The organism is Streptomyces sp. NBC_00878 (assembly GCF_026341515.1).
Taxonomy (GTDB): domain Bacteria; phylum Actinomycetota; class Actinomycetes; order Streptomycetales; family Streptomycetaceae; genus Streptomyces.
Genome location: NZ_JAPEOK010000001.1, coordinates 5611765 through 5630732 on the forward strand (window position 1 = coordinate 5611765; position 18968 = coordinate 5630732).

General features: G+C 69.7%; 15 protein-coding genes. 4 read left to right on the plus strand and 11 right to left on the minus strand.

Annotated features, from left to right (window positions below):
• Positions 1-37: 37 nt before the first annotated feature.
• Positions 38-1306 (minus strand): 3-dehydroquinate synthase II family protein, encoded by a 1269-nt coding sequence (locus OHA11_RS24170; RefSeq protein ID WP_266499604.1) that lies wholly within the window; start codon positions 1304-1306, stop codon positions 38-40.
• Complete coding sequence (locus tag OHA11_RS24175; protein WP_266499605.1) at positions 1303-2139, minus strand: 2-amino-3,7-dideoxy-D-threo-hept-6-ulosonate synthase; 837 nt, start codon at positions 2137-2139, stop codon at positions 1303-1305. Before OHA11_RS24175 ends, OHA11_RS24170 begins: the two co-directional genes overlap by 4 nt.
• Positions 2140-2723: 584 nt before the next feature.
• On the opposite strand from OHA11_RS24175, the gene OHA11_RS24180 reads away from it, so the two are divergent.
• Positions 2724-4157 (plus strand): MFS transporter, encoded by a 1434-nt coding sequence (locus OHA11_RS24180; RefSeq protein WP_266499607.1) that lies wholly within the window; start codon positions 2724-2726, stop codon positions 4155-4157.
• Positions 4158-4259: 102 nt separating this feature from the next.
• Here OHA11_RS24180 and OHA11_RS24185 read toward each other — a convergent pair whose 3' ends face one another.
• Positions 4260-4601 (minus strand): MerR family transcriptional regulator, encoded by a 342-nt coding sequence (locus OHA11_RS24185; protein ID WP_266499609.1) that lies wholly within the window; start codon positions 4599-4601, stop codon positions 4260-4262.
• Between the two features lie 521 nt (positions 4602-5122).
• Here OHA11_RS24185 and OHA11_RS24190 point away from each other — a divergent pair.
• On the plus strand, positions 5123-5518 hold the full coding sequence (locus tag OHA11_RS24190; protein ID WP_266499611.1) for a hypothetical protein: 396 nt from the start codon (positions 5123-5125) through the stop codon (positions 5516-5518).
• Positions 5519-5644: 126 nt separating this feature from the next.
• Here the strand turns inward: OHA11_RS24190 and OHA11_RS24195 are convergent, their stop codons facing one another.
• The 4 genes from OHA11_RS24195 to OHA11_RS24210 all read right to left on the minus strand — a co-directional run bounded on the left by OHA11_RS24195 (position 5645) and on the right by OHA11_RS24210 (position 10100).
• Positions 5645-5974 (minus strand): SCO5918 family protein, encoded by a 330-nt coding sequence (locus OHA11_RS24195; RefSeq protein ID WP_266499613.1) that lies wholly within the window; start codon positions 5972-5974, stop codon positions 5645-5647.
• Between the two features lie 199 nt (positions 5975-6173).
• The gene (locus OHA11_RS24200; RefSeq protein WP_266499615.1) at positions 6174-7688 is read right to left on the minus strand and encodes a DEAD/DEAH box helicase; all 1515 of its coding nucleotides are present in this window, start codon (positions 7686-7688) and stop codon (positions 6174-6176) included.
• Positions 7689-8020: 332 nt separating this feature from the next.
• Positions 8021-8224, minus strand: a complete 204-nt coding sequence (locus OHA11_RS24205; protein WP_055611897.1) for a cold-shock protein — start codon at positions 8222-8224, stop codon at positions 8021-8023.
• Between the two features lie 289 nt (positions 8225-8513).
• Positions 8514-10100, minus strand: a complete 1587-nt coding sequence (locus tag OHA11_RS24210) for an alpha/beta hydrolase (RefSeq protein WP_266507410.1) — start codon at positions 10098-10100, stop codon at positions 8514-8516.
• 371 nt (positions 10101-10471) lie between these two features.
• Between OHA11_RS24210 and OHA11_RS24215 the strand changes: the two genes are divergently transcribed.
• Positions 10472-11086, plus strand: coding sequence for a phosphoribosylanthranilate isomerase (locus tag OHA11_RS24215; protein ID WP_266499617.1), 615 nt, complete (start codon positions 10472-10474; stop codon positions 11084-11086).
• An 82-nt stretch (positions 11087-11168) separates the two neighbouring features.
• On the opposite strand, the gene OHA11_RS24220 is transcribed toward OHA11_RS24215, so the two are convergent.
• Together OHA11_RS24220 and OHA11_RS24225 are read right to left on the minus strand one after the other, a co-directional pair.
• Positions 11169-11480, minus strand: coding sequence for an antibiotic biosynthesis monooxygenase (locus OHA11_RS24220; RefSeq protein ID WP_266499619.1), 312 nt, complete (start codon positions 11478-11480; stop codon positions 11169-11171).
• A 55-nt stretch (positions 11481-11535) separates the two neighbouring features.
• Entirely contained in the window at positions 11536-12924 is a 1389-nt protein-coding gene (locus OHA11_RS24225) for a helix-turn-helix transcriptional regulator (protein WP_266499620.1), read from the minus strand.
• A 218-nt stretch (positions 12925-13142) separates the two neighbouring features.
• Between OHA11_RS24225 and OHA11_RS24230 the strand changes: the two genes are divergently transcribed.
• The gene (locus OHA11_RS24230) at positions 13143-13898 is read left to right on the plus strand and encodes a DUF4232 domain-containing protein (protein WP_266499621.1); all 756 of its coding nucleotides are present in this window, start codon (positions 13143-13145) and stop codon (positions 13896-13898) included.
• A 135-nt stretch (positions 13899-14033) separates the two neighbouring features.
• On the opposite strand, the gene OHA11_RS24235 is transcribed toward OHA11_RS24230, so the two are convergent.
• Both OHA11_RS24235 and OHA11_RS24240 read right to left on the minus strand, forming a co-directional pair.
• Positions 14034-14738, minus strand: a complete 705-nt coding sequence (locus OHA11_RS24235; RefSeq protein WP_266499623.1) for a hypothetical protein — start codon at positions 14736-14738, stop codon at positions 14034-14036.
• A gap of 646 nt (positions 14739-15384) precedes the next feature.
• Complete coding sequence (locus tag OHA11_RS24240; protein ID WP_266499625.1) at positions 15385-18714, minus strand: S8 family serine peptidase; 3330 nt, start codon at positions 18712-18714, stop codon at positions 15385-15387.
• Positions 18715-18968 lie beyond the last annotated feature (254 nt).

The window sequence follows — 18968 nt, forward strand, 5'->3', positions numbered from 1 at the left end:
GAGGTGTCTCTCAGAGGGTCTCTCAGCCCGCCGCCCATCAGACTTCCTTGCAGAACTCGCCGATGGGCAGGCCCACATGGCGCTTGTCCGCGGCCAGATAGCCGAGCAACTCGTCACCCGTCTGCAACTCGGTGACGTTGAGGACCTTCCCGCCCGGGCCGAGCACCCGTACGTGCCAGTCGTCCTGCACGGTGAGGCTGACCAGCCGGCCGTCCTCGGCGTGGGTACGGATCTCCAGCAGCGGCCTGGACTCCAGTTTGGCGCGCCCGACCACGACCCGCCGGGTGCGCCCGTCGGCGCCGACCGCGAGCAGGGCGCTGCCGGAACCGACCTCGCTCAGATAGCTGGTGCGGTTGTCGGGCCCGAGCGTGTACGAGTGCAGGGCACCGGCGTTGACCCGGAACGGCCTGGTCGGCATGTACGGCAGGGGGTGGGTCTCGCTGCAGCAGAGCACGAACCCGGAGGAGTACGAGCCGACGAGGATGCCCTCGTCCTCCTCGAAGTGCGAGCAGGTGTCGACGCAGACCCGGTCGCCGAGCCCGACGTGCCGGATGCTCTCCACGGTCAGTGTGGACAGCTCCAGTTGGGGCGTCGTGGCCTCCAACAGCCGTGCCAGCGCGAACACTTCGTCGGCGCTGCGGGGCGTGAACAGGATGCCGTCCGAGCCGCGTTCGAGGACGTCGAAGACGATGGCCGCCTCCTCCAGGCCGTCGACGACGGTCACCAGTTTGCCCTCGGCGGACTCGGCCGCGGCGAGCACGATCTCCAGCGGGATCTTGGTCGGGTCGGCGAAGTGGATGACGGTGTACGGCAGCACCATGGCGCCCGCGCAGGACAGCGTCAGCGTGCGGTCGTCCCGTACGTCGATGAATCCGGAGACGGGCGTGCCGCCGGTACCGCCGGCGCTGCCGGTGCCGACGGCGGCTCGATGATCGGCGGCCAGGGCGTCCAGCTCATCCTGGGTGCCGAACTTCCGCAGGAGGACGTCGATTCCGGTGCCGACCGGGGAACTGCCCTTGCCGGAGGCCGGGTTGGTGTCCTTCGAGCCGCCGGTACCCTTCCCCTCCTTGTCGCCGGGCTTGTCACCAGGCCTGTCACCGGGCTTGTCGGCGGGCCTCTTCGCGGCGGCGGCCGCAACCGAACCCCCCTCGGAGACGAGCACCCGCGTGACCGTCGGGGGCAGGGTCCCGAGTAACTCGGCGTCGGCGGCCACCACCCCGGCCATCCGGGCGTGAATGGCCGCGTCCACCACCGCCTGGAGCTGCGGACGGGGGACTTCACGCAGATCGATCCATGCGAACCTCATGCGACTCCTGCCACGATCGTCGAGTAATCAGCCATGTTCATGTCATTGGTGATGCTGTTGTCGTCGGGCGCGCCGGGACGGCCGTGCACGACCGCCGCGAGCCGGGACACCAGCGCGGCCGGGGAAGGGGACGAGAAGATCCGGCGGCCGATGGCCAGCCCCCGGCAGCCGGTGGCCATCACGGCGGCGCCGTACTCGACGAGGTCGGAGCCGTCCGGCGGACCGCCGGCCGCGAGGACGGGGATGGGGCTGCCCGCCACCACCTCGGCCATCCGGTCGAGCGGCAGGGCGACGGAGGTCTTCACCATGTCCGCGCCCAGGTCGGCGGCGACGTTGGCCAGATGGGCGAGGAGGTCGGGGTCGCGCGGGTCCTCGATACGGGGGCCGCGGGGGTAGACCATCGCGATCAGCGGCATGCCCCACGCGTCGCAGGAACGGGCCACCGCCCCCAGGTCGGCGAGCTGCTGTGCCTCGGTGTCCGAGCCGATGTTCACATGGACGCTGACCGCGTCCGCGCCGAGCCGCAGCGCCTCCTCGACATCGGCGACCAGCACCTTGGCGTGGACGTCGGCGGAGCGGGCGGTGCTGGCGCTCAGGTGCACCACCAGGGCGCAGCTCTTCAGGATGTCCGGCGGGAGGGCGCTCGCCCGCCCCTTGTGGACGATGATCCCGTCGGCTCCGCCGGCCACCAGTGCGCGCAGCAGGTCGTCCCACTTGTCGGCGGGGACGATCGGGCCGTCCGAAACGCTGTGGTCGAGCGGTACGAGCAGGTGCCGGTCGTCACCCGCCAGCGAAAGTCTTCTTAAGCGTAATAGCTTGCCAGTTTTCAGCATGGGTAATGCGCCTTCCCAGCCCGGAGGCCGCATTTAAGAAAGCCGAACCGCGACATCCTGTTGCGGTCTCCATGTCCGAAAAACGATGGTTGTAGAACTTTCAAGTTCAGTCGGCCATCAGCATTCCCGCGTAATCGCCTGTTGGCAAGGCGTGATCACTGGTAATTTTTATGCGGAAGCCAGAATGAATATTGACAGCGATTTGACAGGTATGACGGGGTTGACGCCGTGGAGAGGTACTGTTCGTGGGCTGTTGGGCGGCAAATGGCGAGGTGGTGGATGTAGTGCGCTCTATGCGCATTGAGGAGGTCTGCCCCCGCGCATGACCGCATGGGGCGCTTTATCACTGGTGGCACGTGTACGCGGACGGCAATTCCCGAGCCGCCCCTTCGGCGGTTCGGGAATTCGGACGGGTGGATTTCCTGTCGAACCTCCTTGCCGAACTTCCCTGCCGAACTTCCTTGTCGAAATTGAATTTGCGGGTTTAGGGTGACAGGCGCGCTCTGGTTCGTGTTTCATGCGAGGCCGTCCCCCCCATCTGGACCCGGGCCGTTACGGACCGGGCGTACCGGAAGTGACCCCCCATGCCCGAATTACCGTCCAAGACCGCTCCCGAGACCGTCGACCCCAGACCGGCCACGGAGCCACCACCACCGCTGCCGTCGGCGTCTGCGTCACCGCCGGCGAAGACCGAGGCCTCGCGGGTCGCCGTCGCGAGCCTGGTCGGCACCACGATCGAGTACTACGACTTCGCGGTGTACGGCACCGCGAGCGCGCTCGTCCTCGGCCCCGCCTTCTTCCCCTCGGGCAACGCCACCGTCTCCTCCCTGGCCGCGTTCCTCACGTTCGCCGCGGCCTTCCTCTCCCGCCCCCTGGGCGTCGTCCTGTTCGGCACGATCGGTGACCGGCTGGGCCGCCGACGGGCCCTGGTCGCCTCGCTCCTGCTGATGGGCGTGGCCACGATCGGCGTCGGCCTGCTGCCCACGTACGAGACCGCCGGACTCCTCGCCCCCGTACTGCTGGTGACGCTCCGTCTGCTCCAGGGCATCAGCATGGGCGGCGAGTGGGGCGGAGCGGTGCTGCTCGCCGCGGAGCACGCGCCGCCGGGGCGCCGCGCGTTGTACGCGTCCATCCCGCAGGCCGGACCCTCGCTCGGCTTCCTGCTGTCCACCGCGGTCATCCTGCCCACCCTGAACATCGTGGGCCGGGACGGCTTCGTCGACTGGGCCTGGCGGATCCCGTTCCTGCTCAGCACCGTGCTCGTCGTGGTCGGCCTGTGGGTGCGTACGACGGTCTCGGAGTCACCGGTGTTCAGCGCCGCGGCGGACCCCACGACGCAGCCGCGGTCAAGGGCATCGGCTCCGGCATCGGAGCCGAGGCCGGAACCGACGCCGGAGCCGGGTTCCCGCTTTCCGCTGGTCACGCTCCTCAAGCGGTATCCCGGCCGGGTCCTGCTCGGCACGGGCGCGGCGATCGGCGGCTCGGCCGTCTACTACCTGACGATCGTCTACAGCCTCTCGTACGGCCCGAAGGAACTCGGCATCCCCCAGAACACGATGCTGACCGCCGCGAGCATCGGCGCGGCGGCCGGAATCGCCATCACCCTCCCGGTCGCCAGGCTGTCCGACCGGATCGGCCGCCGCCCGGTGATGCTGGCCGGAGCCATCGGCTGCGTGGTCTGGGCGGTGCCCATGTACGCCTCGCTGAGTTCACGCAACGGGCTGGTGATCACCGGCGCCTACACGGTCGGCCTGATGCTCCTCGCGCTGATGTTCTCCCCGGTGGCGGCCTTCCTCCCGGAGCTGTTCCCCGCCCGCCTGCGCTACACCGGAGCCTCCGCGGCGTTCATCCTCGCCAACACCCTCGGCGGCGGCTTCGCCCCCCTGGTCGCCACCTGGCTGAACAGCAACTGGGAATCCCCACTCGTCCTCGGCTTCTACACGGGCACCCTCTGCCTCCTGAGCCTCCTGTGCCTGCTGGCACTCCCGGAGACCCGGGACGAGGAGTTCGACATCTGACGACGGGGGTCACCGGTCCGCCCGGTGACCGATCGCCGTACGCCGCACATGCGGAAGCCCGCTCACCGGCCTCGGACTGGTGACCGCTTCCGGCGACAGCGCTCATGCGGAGTCGCCGGGCGCCTTGTCCTCGGTACGGCGGCGGTACTCGGCGTTGATGCGCTGTGCTTCCTCTAGCTGGTCCTCAAGGATGACGATGCGGCAGGCCGCTTCGACAGGGGTTCCCTGGTCGACGAGTTCGCGGGCGCGCGCGGCGATCCGTAGTTGGTAGCGGGAGTACCGCCGGTGTCCGCCTTCGGAGCGGAGCGGAGTGATCAGCCGTGCCTCGCCGATGGCCCGGAGGAAACCCGGGGTGGTGCCGAGCATCTCGGCTGCCCGGCCCATCGTGTACGCGGGGTAGTCGTCGTCGTCCAGACGACCGCTGAGCGGAGTATCTGCTGTCATGTCACCTCGTTGACCAACGCGTCGAGGGGCCCTGGTGCCGAACGGCACCAGGGCCCCGAAGGAAATTGAACACCATCTGTCGGCGCTACTGCTGCGCCGACCTTCCGTTTCCGCAGTCCGGCCCGGGAGACGGGCGGGTATGCGGGGATCGCGAATGCGTGACCGTGGACCACCTTCCATTCCGGGGTCTTGCGGTACCCGGCCGGATGATGCCCTGGCCGGGCGATCCTGATGGCGTCTGCTCCTTCCGTTCTTCCTCGGTACCTGTGGTGGAACTGTCGTCTTCTACCCGCCAGTTCGTGTCTGCCGGGTCTCTCTCGACCTTGTCTACGAGAGAAACCTTAGCTACGACGCAGGCCAATGTCTACTCTGGCGAGAGTAGATTTCGGTTCACTTGAGGCGTAGGTATTCTGCGGTTCACGGTGACGCCCGGTAACACCCGGTGACGTCCGGGACCGGACGGGGTTGGGGCGGGGCCGTGCGGGTGAGGTCGGACGAGCCGCTGAATAGACTCGGCTTCCATGACGAACCCCGACCGGCTCCTCGTGGACATCTCCGCCCTCGTGGAGTCCGGGCAGAGCAATCAGATGTCGCTGACCGTGGTGGTCGGCGGTGCCGTCATCACCGGCCGGCTCGCTCCCGAAGCCGTATGGAGGGAGCGGGTGTCGGAGGTCCTGAACGATTCGGACCGCCTGGGCCCGTTCTCCGCGGTCTTCGGCGCCGAGCCGGCAGCGGGCGGCGGCCCCGAGGGCGGCGACCGTGACGGGGCCGGCGAGCCACCCGCGTACCTGCACTTCCACCTCGCCCGGATCCTGCAGGGCAACGTCGGGATTCCCGAGACGGGCGGGATGTACCGCGTCGCGATCGAGGACGTCAGCGCCTGGACCGTGGGCGACGTCAGCTACTCCGACCACTGAACCGCCGTACCGACGCGCTCCGCAAAGGCGATGAGGGCCCTGCCGACGCGCGTCGGCAGGGCCCTCATCGCTGTTCCCGGTGTCAGCCGGGGAGTGGTACGTCCTGGTGTCGGCTCCCGCCGGTCGTCACAGTCCCAGGGGGGCCGGGGCCGGAGCCGGGCTGCCGAGCAGCGCCGACGCGGTCTGGAGCGGTGTGGCGGCGGGCGGGGTGGGCTCGGGCGCGGGGCCGGCCTGGCAGGTGAAGCCGAGCCGGGTCATGGCCCGTACGACCTCTCCGCTGGTGAAGTCACGGCGGTCCTGCCGGGTGATGACCTCGCCCACCTGCTTGACGGGGTAGTGACGGCGGCCGATGATCACGGACTCGCCCGTGATGGCCTCGGGCTTGACACCCTTCATCGAGTCCAGGACCCCGCTCTTGTCGAGGTCGAACGGGAACCGGGCGATGACGCAGCGCATGATGCCTCACAGGGAAAGGAGGGGTGGGGAGGGAGGAGAAGAAAGACGAGGGGACCCGGGCCGGCCGGGGGCGGATCGGCGGGAGGGCGCGAGAACGCCGGGCAACGCCCGGCACGCTCCCCCACTGCCCGCCGGGAGCGCGTACCGGACACAGCCCGGACCGCTCTTCCGGCGAGCGACGGGAAGGTGACGACAGGACCTAGGCCGCCGCACCGGTGGCGGACGGGCGCTGGGGCGTGCGGCGGGCGTCGCCGGTGGAGCGGCCCTTGCCGCCCGTACGGCCCCGACGGCCCCGGGACGAGGAGGAGGCGCCGCGCCGCGGACGGTCCACGACCGGAGCGGTGATGACGACCGGCACGCCCGAGGGGGCCTGGGCACCCGTGATGCGGCTCAACTCCGCCTCGCCCGAACGTACTTGGGTGGTCTGCGGAGTGATACCGGCGGCGGCCATCAGTCGGCTCATCTCGCGGCGCTGGTTGGGGGTCACCAACGTGACGACGCTGCCGGACTCGCCCGCGCGGGCCGTACGGCCGCCGCGGTGCAGGTAGTCCTTGTGGTCGCTGGGCGGATCGACGTTCACGACCAGGTCGAGGTTGTCGACGTGGATGCCACGGGCCGCGACGTTGGTCGCCACCAGCACTGTGACGTGCCCGGTCTTGAACTGGGTCAGGGTCCGCGTGCGCTGCGGCTGGGACTTGCCGCCGTGCAGGGCCGCGGCCCGGACTCCGCTGTTCAGCAGGTGCTCGGTCAGCCGGTCCACCGCGTGCTTGGTGTCCAGGAACATGAGGACCCGGCCGTCGCGCGCCGCGATCTCGGTGGTCGTCCGGTGCTTGTCCGCGCCGTGCACGTGGAGGACGTGGTGCTCCATCGTGGTGACTGCGCCCTGGGACGGGTCGACGGAGTGGACGACCGGGTCGGAGAGGTAGCGGCGGACCAGCAGGTCGACGTTGCGGTCGAGCGTGGCCGAGAACAGCATCCGCTGTCCCTCGGGCCGCACCTGGTTGAGCAGTTCGGTGACCTGGGGCATGAAGCCCATGTCGGCCATCTGGTCGGCCTCGTCGAGGACGGTGATGGCGACCTGGCCGAGGCGGCAGTCGCCGCGCTCGATGAGATCCTTGAGCCGGCCCGGCGTCGCGACGACGACCTCGGCACCGGCACGCAGCGCGCCGGCCTGCCGGCCGATCGGCATCCCGCCGACCACGGTGGCAAGCCGCAGCGACAGGGAGCGGGCGTACGGGGTGAGCGCGTCGGTGACCTGCTGGGCCAGCTCGCGGGTGGGTACGAGGACGAGGGCCAGCGGCTGCCTCGGCTCGGCGCGCAGGCCCGCCGTACGGGCGAGGAGCGCGAGACCGAAGGCGAGGGTCTTGCCCGATCCGGTGCGGCCACGGCCGAGTACGTCACGGCCCGCGAGAGAGTTCGGCAGGGTCGCCGCCTGGATCGGGAACGGCACGGTCACGCCCTCCCGGCCGAGCGCGGCCAGCAGCTGCGCCGGCATGTCGAGCTCGGCGAACGCCTCGACGGCGGGCAGCGCGGGGGTGGTCGTCACCGGCAGTGCGAACTCGCCCTGCGGCGCGGACCGTTGACGGCTGTAGCCCTCGGAGCGGCGCGAGCCACCGGAGTAGCCGCCGCCCCTTCCGGCGCCCGAACCGCCCATGCGGGTGGATCCTCCCGAACGGGTGCGGGAGAAGCGGTCGTTCGTGCGTGTGCGGTTCATGCGGAACCTTCCTTGATGAGGCGCGTATCAAGGAATTCCCGCAGCAAATGAGCAGCGCAGAGAATTGCAAGAACGAGCCGAAGAGAATGGGGGCCGAATCGGATCGGCGGGGAATGCTCGCGGGATACGTCGCTGAATTGCGAGGCGATATTCCGGCGGTGCGGCCGGGTATTCCGTGTGGGAGGGTCCGGCAGTACGTCAACCGGAGCGTCGGTCCGAGCATTCCCGAGGAGTGGGCGGGAGCGGGTGTTCTGGAATGCAGCGAGCTGGGGCCCGCACCCCAAGGTGCGGGCCCCAGCTGCGACGTCTGTGTTCAGCGTCAGGATTCAGCGTCAGGCGGGAACGATGTTCTCGGCCGTCGGGCCCTTCTGGCCCTGCGCGATGTCGAAGGTGACCTTCTGGCCCTCCTGCAGCTCGCGGAAGCCCTGGGCCGCGATGTTCGAGTAGTGGGCGAAGACGTCAGCGCCGCCGCCGTCCTGCTCGATGAAGCCGAAACCCTTTTCCGCGTTGAACCACTTTACGGTGCCTGCAGCCATGTCAATCTCCTTCAGGGGTGCGACGGAGTCCAACGGTGTGCGGACTCCGAGTCGCTGTGATGATTACCCCGGTCCAGAAGATTTCGGGAACCACAACTGCAACTGACGTCGAGAGTAGCACGGTGCGATCGACCGTGTTCGGTGGACAATTCTGCTGGGCCTGTCGAGCAAGGAATATTCATCGCGCGTCGTGCCCATTTCTTACTTCGCGGGCACAGATTTGGCCCGGATCGGAGCAGCGAACCGGATCACCGCGCTGATCCGGATCAGCGCGGGGAAGCGATCCGGATCAGCGCAGGGAACCGATCCGGCCGATCCGGTCGATGCGCTCGTCGACGCCGTTGCGGAGTTCACCGAGCGTCGTGCCGGGCGGGGCCACCTTGGGCGTGGAGGACGGCGGCTGGGTCTCGTCTGCGCAGGTCGTGCCCGACGCCGGGACCTTCAGGTCCACCAGGTAGTTGATGACCGCCTCCGTCGCGCAGGCACTCCGTCCGAAGGCGGTGTGTCCCTCGGCCTTGAACGTGAGCAGCGAGGCGTTGTCGAGCTGCCGGGACAGGGCCACCGCGTCCTGGTAGGGGGTGTCCGGGTCGCCGGTGGTGCCGAGGACGAGGATCGGCGCGGAGCCCTTCGCACGGTAGGAGCCGTCGTAGCGGCTGACCCGCTCGCCGTTCCACTGGGTGCAGGCCGTGGCGTGCTGGTGGTCGTAGGTCGGCGGGCCGTACGCCATGGCCGGGCCGAGCAGCGGTGCCGCCTTGGCGTAGGCCGTGACCTTCCGCTTCAGCAGGGCCTGGTCACGCGGGTAGTCCCTGTCGACGCACTCGACGACCACGTTCGGGACCAGGAAGTCGAAGCTGGCCGGGGACGGCGGCCGCAGCAGGAAGGACGTGTTGTCGCGCTGCTGGGCCTTGCGCAGGGCCTCGCCGAACGCGGGCCAGATGACCTTGCCCTCGTTGATGTTGAACATCAGCCGGTAGACCAGGGTGTAGCCGTTGGCCTGTCCGCCGTTCGCGGTCGGCACCGGGTTGGCGTCGAGGTCGCTCTTGAGCTTCTCGAACGCGGCACGGGGGTCGCCGTCGCCGAATCCGCAGGTGGCCTGGTCGGCCTGGCACCAGTCGAGGAAACGGCTCATCGCGCCGTCCAGCGCGAGGTACTGGGGCCGGTCATAGGCGTACGGCCGGTTGGCGTAGTTCACCGGGTCGTACGCCCCGTCGAGCGTCAGGGCGCGCACGCGCTTCGGGAACAGGGCGGCGTAGACGGTGCCGATGTAGGCGCCGAACGACCGCCCGTAGTAGGTGAGTTTGTCCTCGCCCAGCGCCTGGCGCAGCAGGTCGATGTCACGGGCGACGTACTCGGTGCCCACGAACGGCAGCAGTTCGCTCGACTTGTCCGTACAGGCCTGGTTGAACTCGGCGGCCTCGCGCAGGGCCGGACCGAAGGCGTCGGGGCCGGGGACGCCCTTCGCGTCGGTGACGGCCTTGGTGTACCGCTGGTCGTCCCAGCATTCGAGCGCCGAACTGCGCGCGACGCCGCGTACGTCGTATCCGAAGACGTCGAACGAGTCGCGCAGGGCGGCCGGCAGGTCGGCGTAGTTGTTGCGGACGAAGTCCACGCCCGAGTTGCCCGGTCCGCCGGGCTGCATGAAGAGCGTGCCCTTGCGCTTCGTCTGGTCGGCGGCCTTCTTGCGGGTCACCGCCAGGGTGATCTTCTTGCCCTCCGGTGCGCGGTAGTCCAGGGGCACTTCGGCGCTCGCGCACTCGAAGCCGCCCCCACAGTCGGTCCAGGCGAGCGACGGCACCGCCGGCGCCTTGTACGAGACCGTCGAGGCCGCCGCTGACCTCGCCGACGCCGCTGACGTCGGGTCCGCCTGGGCGGCCATCGCCTGGGCCCCCGAACCGGCGACGACGAGCGCGGTCACCGCGGCTCCGGCGAGTCTGAGCCGGTGCGTCGGGCGGCCTTCTCGGCCGGACGGGACATGATCGTGCGTTGTCACTGGGTGTTCCCCCTCGTGCTGGTGTGCACCAAGAACCCACTGGTCAATGTGAGTTCGGGGAATTTCTAGCTCACCCGGACGGGAAAGGGCCACAGAAACCGATCATGTCGCCGCCGTTCTGAAGGATCTCCACAACCGGCGGTGGTTGTCCCGCTACTGAGCGGCGCCCGGTCCCGGTCCCGGTCCGGTCCCGGTCCGGTCCCGGTCCCGGTCCGGTCTCAGTCCCAGTTCCGGCCCGGATACGGCAGGCTGAGGGGGTGAGCAGCTCCCTCTTCATCAAGATCTGTGGCCTGAAGACCGAACGGGACGTCGACACGGCCGTCGAGGCGGGTGCCGACGCCATCGGCTTCGTCTTCTCGGACAGCCCGCGCCGCATCGACGCGACCACGGCGGCGCGGCTGTGCGGCCGCGTGCCGGAGCACGTCCTGACGGTCGGTGTCTTCCGCGCCGAGCCCCTGCGGGACGTACGGTCCCTGGCCACCGAGGCGGGAATCCGGGCCGTCCAACTGCACGGACCCGAGGACCGCGGCTACTACGAGGACCTCGCGGCGGGCGGCTGGACGCTGATCCGCGCGGCGGCGTTCGGCGACCCGGCGCCGCGCCACGGGGAGATGGGCGAGGACGTCCTCCTCCTCGACGCCCCCGTACCGGGCTCCGGCGTCGCGTGGGACTGGTCGAGGAAACCGCTGGCGGGCCCCGGTGAGAAGTGGCTCCTCGCCGGCGGCCTCACCCCGGACAACGTGCGCGCCGCCGTCGACGCCACCCACCCCTGGGGCGTCGACGTGTCCAGCGGCGTGGAACGGAGCAGGGGAGTCAAGGACCCGGCCCTGATCACGGCGTTCGTCAGAGCGGCCTGCACCGCCCGCCCCTGAGTTCGGGTCAGGCCCGCGTGGTCCCGGATTGCTTGGGTGAGGCCCGCGTGGTCCCGGACTGCTTGGGTGAGGCCTGTTCGGGTCAGGCCTGCTGAATCACCTCGAAGGTCCACAGCGTCGAGTCCGTCGCGGCGGGCTTCGGTCGCTCGCCCTCCGTGGCCCCGCCGCGGTGTGCGCCCTGTCCACGCCCGGACATCCAGTTCTGGAAGTCCTCCTCGGCACGCCAGCGCGTGTAGACGAGGTAGGTGTCGGTGCCCTCCAGCGGACGCAGCAGCTCGAACCCCTCGAAACCGTCCGAGCCCTCCACCGACCCGGCGCGAGCGGCGAACCGCTTCTCCAGCGTCTCGCGCTGCTCTTCGGGAACCGTGAGTACGTTGATCTTGACGATGCTCATGGCCCCATTCTGCCTTCTCCGGCAGACACCACGGCGATGCATGAGGGGGCCGCGCCTAGCCCGTCGGAGCGCCCGGCTTGCCGTCGGCGACTTCCCACTTGTCGTTGTAGCCCAGTGGGTAGTCGTACGCCGGCCGGCCCAGGTTGCCGCTCGTCCGGAACGGCTTCCCGCGGTCGTCGATCCGCAACTTCCCGTGCCGGTTGCCGCTGGTCCAGTCCATTTCCAGGTACCAGCTCACGTCGTGCGTCTGCGTGCGTGCGGCCACGTAGTAGATCTCGGAGTCGGTGTCGCTCACCTTGTACGGGAAGTCCCGCTGCCCGGCCTTGGGCGCGACCGCGGGCCGCCCGGCGTCGAGGTTCGTGCCGAAGTGCTTCGGCTGCCCGCCGCCGTCGCAGCCGTCGACGCCCATGCGGTAGTCGTTCCAGGCGAGCGGCGCGTCCTTCCCCACCACACGCACATGCAGCCCCTCCAGGACGACCGTGTTCTTCCCGGCCCCCCGTACGGTCAGCCGCACCCACTGCTCGCCGGCGGCGACTCCGCCGAGCGCGGTGACCCACCCGCGCGCCTCGTCACCGTACGGCGGCGGGGGCACCTGGGCCGGATCCCGGTCCATCAGGTAGTGCTGCTTGCACGCGCTGTCCCAGTAGTACGGATCGGTGGCCACGAGGGGCGCGCCGGCACTGCCGCCCACTGTGCCGCCGGACTCGCTCGCGCCGGGGCCGCGGGAGGGGGACGCGGAGGTACTGAGACTCGGGGAGGCGGCTCCGCCGACCCGCTGCTTGACCTGACCGTCGTCGCCATCGTCGTCGCCACTGCCGTCGCCGGTTACGAGATTCAGGACCAGGGCGGCTGCCAGGAGGACCGCGACCGCGCCTGCCCCCGCCAGGACGACGGTGCGCCGATGCCGCCCCGTGAGGAGCGAGAGGAGTGAGAGGAGCGAGCCCTTCGGCTGCGGGACGGTCCCGGCTCCCGGCTGCGGGGCGGGGCCAGGGCCCGGCTCCGGGGCGGGGCCAGGGCCCGGGTCCGGGTCCGGCTGAGTGCCTGGCTCAGGAGCTGGCTCGGGCGTCGGCTCAGAGGCCGGCTCAGTGTTGTTGTCGGCGGCCTCCGCCACCCCCTTGGGCGCCACCCCCTTGGGCGCCACCCCCTCGGGCGCCGAAGCCGCGGGCTCCGAAGAGGTGGCGGAAGCGGCCGCCTCCTTCAGGTCCCGTCGGCGCGCGTCGGCCAGCACCCACCTTCGGTGCAGCTCCACCAGTTCCTCGGGCGTCGCCTTGCACGACCTGGCGAACCGCTCGATCGGCGCGTAGTCCGCCGGAACTGCATCTCCGTTGACGTACCGGTGCAACGTCGACGCACTCATGTGCAGCCGCTTCCCGAGCACCCCGTAACTGAGCCCGGACCGCTCCTTCAACTGCCCGAGAAGCTCCGGAAAGCTGTCCCGCGCCATCGTTCCTCCCGCTCTCCACGTTCCAGGTCCGCGTTCCAGGAGGACCGTATGTCACCAGGTCAGAGTAGTTGCGGGCGTTCCGGCGTTCCTAAGGTCCCGGCAACCGTGGCGGCTGGGACGGATCACCCCACAAGCTTCGGTCATCCAAGCACGCCGCTTCCGGCACCCGGTCGAGCGGCCAGCACTGACCACCCGTACCGAAAACTGGGGAACCACTCATGTCCGCACGCACCACCCGCACCCGTCTGCTCGCCGCCACCACGATCACGCTCGCCGCGCTGTCGCTGACGGCCTGCAACAACGGAGACGACCTCCAGGACAAGGGGTCCTCCAAGGGCGCGGCCACGTCCACTCCCAGCGCTTCCGAAAACTCCGCGGGCAAGGCGAAGGAGGAGGCGGCCACGGGCGGCGGCAAGGCCGACTCCGCGGGCTCCTCCAACGGTTCCACCGGATCCAAGGGTTCGAGCGGCGGGACGGGCTCCACCGGCTCGAAGGACTCCGGCTCGAAGGGCTCGGGCACGACGGGCTCGGGCACGACGGGCTCCGGTTCCGACTCCGCCAAGCTCAACCCGTGCGACGCCTCGAACAGCAAGACCACGGCCACCACGGTCTCCCGCCCGTTGAACCACCTCCTCCTCACCGTCACCAACACCGGCTCGAAGAACTGCGACCTCGTCGGCTACCCGATCGTCCGGTTCACCGACGCCCAGTCGGTCCCGCCGGTCTTCGAGGAGTCCAAGCCGCAGGCGGTGGTCACGCTGGCCCCGGGCGAGTCCGGCTACGCGGGCGTACGGCTGTCGGCCGCCGACGACAGCGGCTCGAACGGCTACATGGCCAAGACCCTGAAGGTCCTCTTCAACAACGACGGCATCAACAGCGCCACCCCGCCGCTCCCCGCGAAGGGCGTCTACATCGACGACAAGCTGACGGTCACGTACTGGCAGCAGCGCATGGACGACGCCCTCACCTGGTGACGACGTCCTGACCTGGTAACCCCGGGCGACGAGGAACCCGTATGACGAGGAACCCGTACGACGGAATGTCTACGGGTTCCTCGGCTTTTGGGCTTCAGGCTTTTTCGCGTTCTTGGGTTTTCCTGGTTTTCTTGCTCAGCCGAGACACAGCACGAGCACGCAGATCTGCGAGGGCGAAGTCGCCGCCGGCGAGGGGTTCGCGGGGTTCTCCGGCGGCGTCGTTCCCGGCTGCGTTCCGCCGGCCGCGTCCGCGGGATCGGACGGCTGAGTCGTCGCCGTGTCGGTGCCGCCGGGGGCTGCTTCATCGGACGACGGGGAGGTGTTCCCCGACGGCGGGGCCGTCGTACCCGTCGGACTGAGAGAGACGGCGCCGTCCGGCCGAGAGCCCGCCCGCCCGGTGCGGGGCGGGGAGGCGAAGGACTGCCGGCGCTGAGGCGTGGTCTCGGGCGACTGAGCGGTACGCGTCTGCTGCGTGCGAGGAGTGGTCGGGGACTCGGGAGTGCCGGGCGCGCCGGGTATGTGGGGTGCGCCGGGTGTGTCGGGGCGTGGCGCCAACTGGGGGCGCTCCGCCGCCTGATCCTCCGAGCCCGGGTCCGCCGGTGCCGTCGACGCCTGTGCCCGGTCGTTGGCGTTCCGGTCCATCGAGGTGACGGTCAGGCCGCCTCCGACGATGGCGACAGCGGTCGCGACCACGGCCCGGCGCTTGTTCTTCTTCCAGCGGGCCAGCTGGCGACGCCTCGCCGCCCGGCCCTGCGGCGCGGGCGTCACACCCTCGATGTCGCCGGAGGGGGAGGTGCGCGGGGCCTCGTTCAGGTCGGCCCCGACCGCGGTCTCGTTCATGGTGGCGGTCTCTGCCGCTGCCTCGTCACGAAGACGGCCACTGTGCCACGAGCCCGAGGCGGTGAACTGCCTCGCAGTCCCTGAGCGCGCAGTCCCTGAGCGCGCGACCCCTGAGCGCGCGGCCTCTGGGTTCGCAGTCCTTGAGCGCGCGGCCTCTGGGTTCGCAGTCCTTGAGTTCGCAGCCGCGGGCATGACGGCGGGGGCCGGGACGAAGCGACCGTCGGCGGTGTACGGAGCGACGTTCGGCGCGTAGGCGCCGCACCCGGGACACACCAGGGCGCCGTTGAGATGCCGACGACACGAGGAGCAGTAGTCCATCTGCGGTCTTCCTGAGTTGACTGCGCGGTCGGCCCGCCTGGTCGAGGCCGGCCGCGTTCGCCCGGTGAACCGAGCAGTCAGCAACGCTAACGAGGCATTCGAAAGCCTGTGTGGAGTCTGTGTGACGCTCCTGTACAGATTCCCGGGCCTCACGCATATACCGCTGCCGCACGTGACGGGGGTCGACGGGGGTGCTTCAGGACGGTGCACACAGAGCGGGGGCCCGGGAGCAACGCTCCCGGACCCCCGCTTACGGCTGCTCACGCCCGCCTACGGCCTGGATCATTCGCCGTACGGCGCGCTGCCTGCAACGCGTGCTATTTGCCGCCTACTTGCCGTAGTACGCGTTGTAGATCGACAGCGTCGACTTGTTGCCCTTCTTGTCGGTGACCTCGGCGCGGAACGAGATGGCCTTGCCCTTCGCCGGGTTCTTCACGCTGATCTTCCCGTTCGTGACCTTGACCTTCTTCCAGTTCTTCCCGCCGTCGTAGGAGGTCCACACCGACTGCGACTTGAGGTTGCGGCCCGCGGCGGCGCCTTCCACGACGAGGGGGACCGTCGTCGTCCTGCCGGCCGCGACCGTGCTGTCCAGGGCCGTCTTGGCGTTGAAGCGGACGGTGGAGGCGGGCAGTTGGACCTTGTCGGCGGCCGTCTTGGAGCGGAACGTCCAACTCGCGTCGATCCGGGTGGAGCCCCCCGCGATCTTGCTGCTGCGCTTCGCCGACGTGGTCAGCTTGTACGCGGCATCGCCCGCCGGGACCGCGTAGCGCTCGTCACCCAGCAGCGGGTCCTCCTTGGAGGCGACCTTGGTGCCGTTGCGGTACAGCTTCGTGGTGACCGAGGTGAGGTTGGAGATGCCCACGTTCCTGCTGCTGTCGGCGAACAGCGGCAGGCTGCCGTAGATCTCGTCGCCCTCGCGGAACAGGCCGTAGTCCTTGGTCAGGTGCGGGCCGAAGACCGCGGTGTTGAAGGTCCTCGTGTAGGTCTTGCCGGCCGCGAACCTCTCGGGCCGGTCCGTTGTGTACGTCGCCTCGCGGACCGTCGTCTCGCCCCCCGAGTCGACCCCTCTTTGAGTGAACACCAGGGTCCACTTCGTGTCGCGCAGTGCGGACAGGTACAGCGTGCGGGTGCCCGGGATGGACTGGGGCTCGTTGATGGAGGTCTGGTTGTTGAGCTCGCCGACCTGGCCCTCCGCACGGACCGTGCCCACCTTACCGCCGGGCACCGCGCCCATCCTGGCCTTCACCGTGGCCAGGTCGCGCGCCTTGAAGTGCCTGGTGTAGCCGGTGGCAAGCTGCTTGCCCCGGGCGCCGTCGACGGTGTTGTACTCCGCGGCGGCGCCGCTGATCCAGTGCCCGTCCCACTGCTGGAAGACCGAACCGCGGGTCATCTTCGGGCCGATGCCGGCGCTGCGGAAGTTCTCGTATGAGTCCAGCACCAGGTCGAAGCCGTAGGTACGATCGGGCGTCTTGACTGTGAACCACGGCGAGACGGAGACTGGCTTGGCGCGCGCGTCGGGAACTGTGATGTTCACCGGCTTGGCCTTCCGGGCGTCCAGGACGACCGTCTGCTTCTTGTCGACGGTCAGCTGCGGCTGGACCAGCCAGTCGAGGCCCTTGGCGGCGTCCTCCCGGTCCACCATGATTTCCGAGTCGAGGACGTAGTCGCCCTTGGGCAGCCGCACCACCTGGCCGGCGGCGGGGACGTCGCTCACCGCGCCCTCCTTCTCCAGCGCGAGGCCGCCCACACCCATCAGAAGGGCCTGGTTGTACGGGGCGGGCTTGCCGTCCCGGCCGATGAACTTGAACGTGACGTCGTACGACTCGACTTCGCGCTGCACGGCGGCGGCTGTGCGGACGGTCTGGCCGCCGCCGGTCGCGGTCACGTACGAGGAGTAGGCGCCGTCGACGGTGCCGCCCAGCCTGGTGTCGACGGTGAAGTCGACCGAGGCCTTGCCGCCCGCGGGGACGGTCACCGAGGTCTTGGCGAGTTTGAAGAAGCCTTCCGGGGCCGCTTGGCCCTTGGGGTCCATGGTGGTGGCGGCCAGGCTGAGCGTGACGTCGGCCGTGCCCAGGTTGCGGTAGGTCAGCTGCTTGGTGACCGGTGTGTCGTCGGTGTGCGGCCACAGCTGGGTGCCGAAGCTCACCGACACCGGGTCGGCTATCACGGTCTGCTTGATGGCCTGGTCGACCTGGATTCGGCCCGAACCCTGCTCGAACGGCGTGTAGTTGCCGCCCTTGGCGGAGCCGGTCAGGGCGCCCTTCAGCTCGGCGTAGCCCCAGTTGGGGTGCTGCTGCTTGAGGAGCGCGGCCGCACCGGCGACATGCGGGGTCGCCATCGACGTACCGGAGATGGTCGTGTAGCCCTCGGGCTTCTCCCCCATCTCCTGGGCGATGACGCTGCCCTTGGCCGAGGCGGCGGTGATGTCCACGCCGGGCGCGGTGACGTCCGGCTTGATGCCGACATCGCCGAGGCGCGGGCCGGTGGAGGAGAAGTCGGCCAGCTTGTCGTTGTCGTCGACGGCGCCCACGGCGAGCGCGGCGTCCGCGCTCGCAGGCGAACCGACCGTCTGGGGGCCCGAGTTGCCGGCGGCGACGGCGAAGAGGACGCCCTTCTCGGCGGAGAGCTTGTTGACCTCGGCTTCCACCGGGTCGATCCCGGGGAAGTCTTCGCTGCCCAGGCTCATGTTGACGATGTCGGCGCCCTGTGCCGCCGCCCACTCCATGCCCGCGAGGATGCCGGAGTCCTCGCCTACCCCTTCGTCGTCGAGGATCTTGCCGTCGAGGATCTTCGCGCCGGGCGCGACACCCTTGTACGTGCCGCCCGACTTGGCCCCGGTGCCCGCCGCGGTCGACGCGACGTGCGTGCCGTGGCCGCCCCTGTCCTTGACGTCGGGGGAACTGGAGAAGTTCTTGGACGCGATCACCTTGTCCTTGAGGTCCGGGTGGGTCGCGTCCACGCCCGTGTCCAGGACGGCGATCTTCACGCCCGTGCCGTCATAGCCGGCCGACCACGCCGTGGGGGCGCCGATCTGCGCCACGGACTTGTCGAGGCTGACCTTGCGAACGCCGTCCAGCCAGACGTTCGCGATGCCGGAGGCGGCCTTGCCCCCGTTGGTGAGGGCGGCCCACAGGTCGGGTGTCTCCTGGAGGGGGGTCTGTACGGCGTCCGCGTTGAGGGACTTGAGGCTGCGGCGCAGGGTACCGGTGTCCCGGACGTCCGCCTTGGTGGCCGTGGCGGCGCCCTTGTAGCCCACGATGACCTTCAGGCCCCTCTTCTGGGACGTGCGGGTCGCGGCCTTGTTCAACTGGGTTACGTCGAACAGCCGTTGGTCCACCTTGCCGGAGGCGAGCAGCCCGGCCGCGTCGGAGGGAACGACCAGCGTGTGCCCCTTCGACTTGTGAACCCGGAACATGATGTTCTCGCGTCCCTTGGCCTTCTTCACGCCGACGGCGTTGCCCTTGGCATCGACGGTGACCCGGTCACCGGTGATGAGGGCGACTTCGTGGCTGGGGGTGAGGGGGGAGGAGAGGGTGGAGGTGGAGGTGCCGGCTGAGGTGGCTTGCTGCTCGGGTCTGGCCGACGCCGGGCTGGTCATGCCCGCGGCGAGGACGACGGCCGCGGCGGCGGCAACGGTCGCCGCGGCGGATCCCTTCACGTGTCTGCGCAAAACTTCTTCCTAGGGTCGATGCCGGGTGAATTACCGGGCGTTGAGGCTCCGGTCGAAGCGATCTCGTCCGAACGAGCGTCGGCCCGTCGGCCAGATGCGGTCGGCGGCGGATGATCAGCCAGCAGCCACCAGGAAGGGATTTCGAACTGAGCGTTGCCCATGGAATGGCTCGCTTTTCGTCGGTGGCGGCGGACCGCAGTGGAAGGAGCACGGCGCGGCCCCACTCTCCCGCGCCGCTCAAG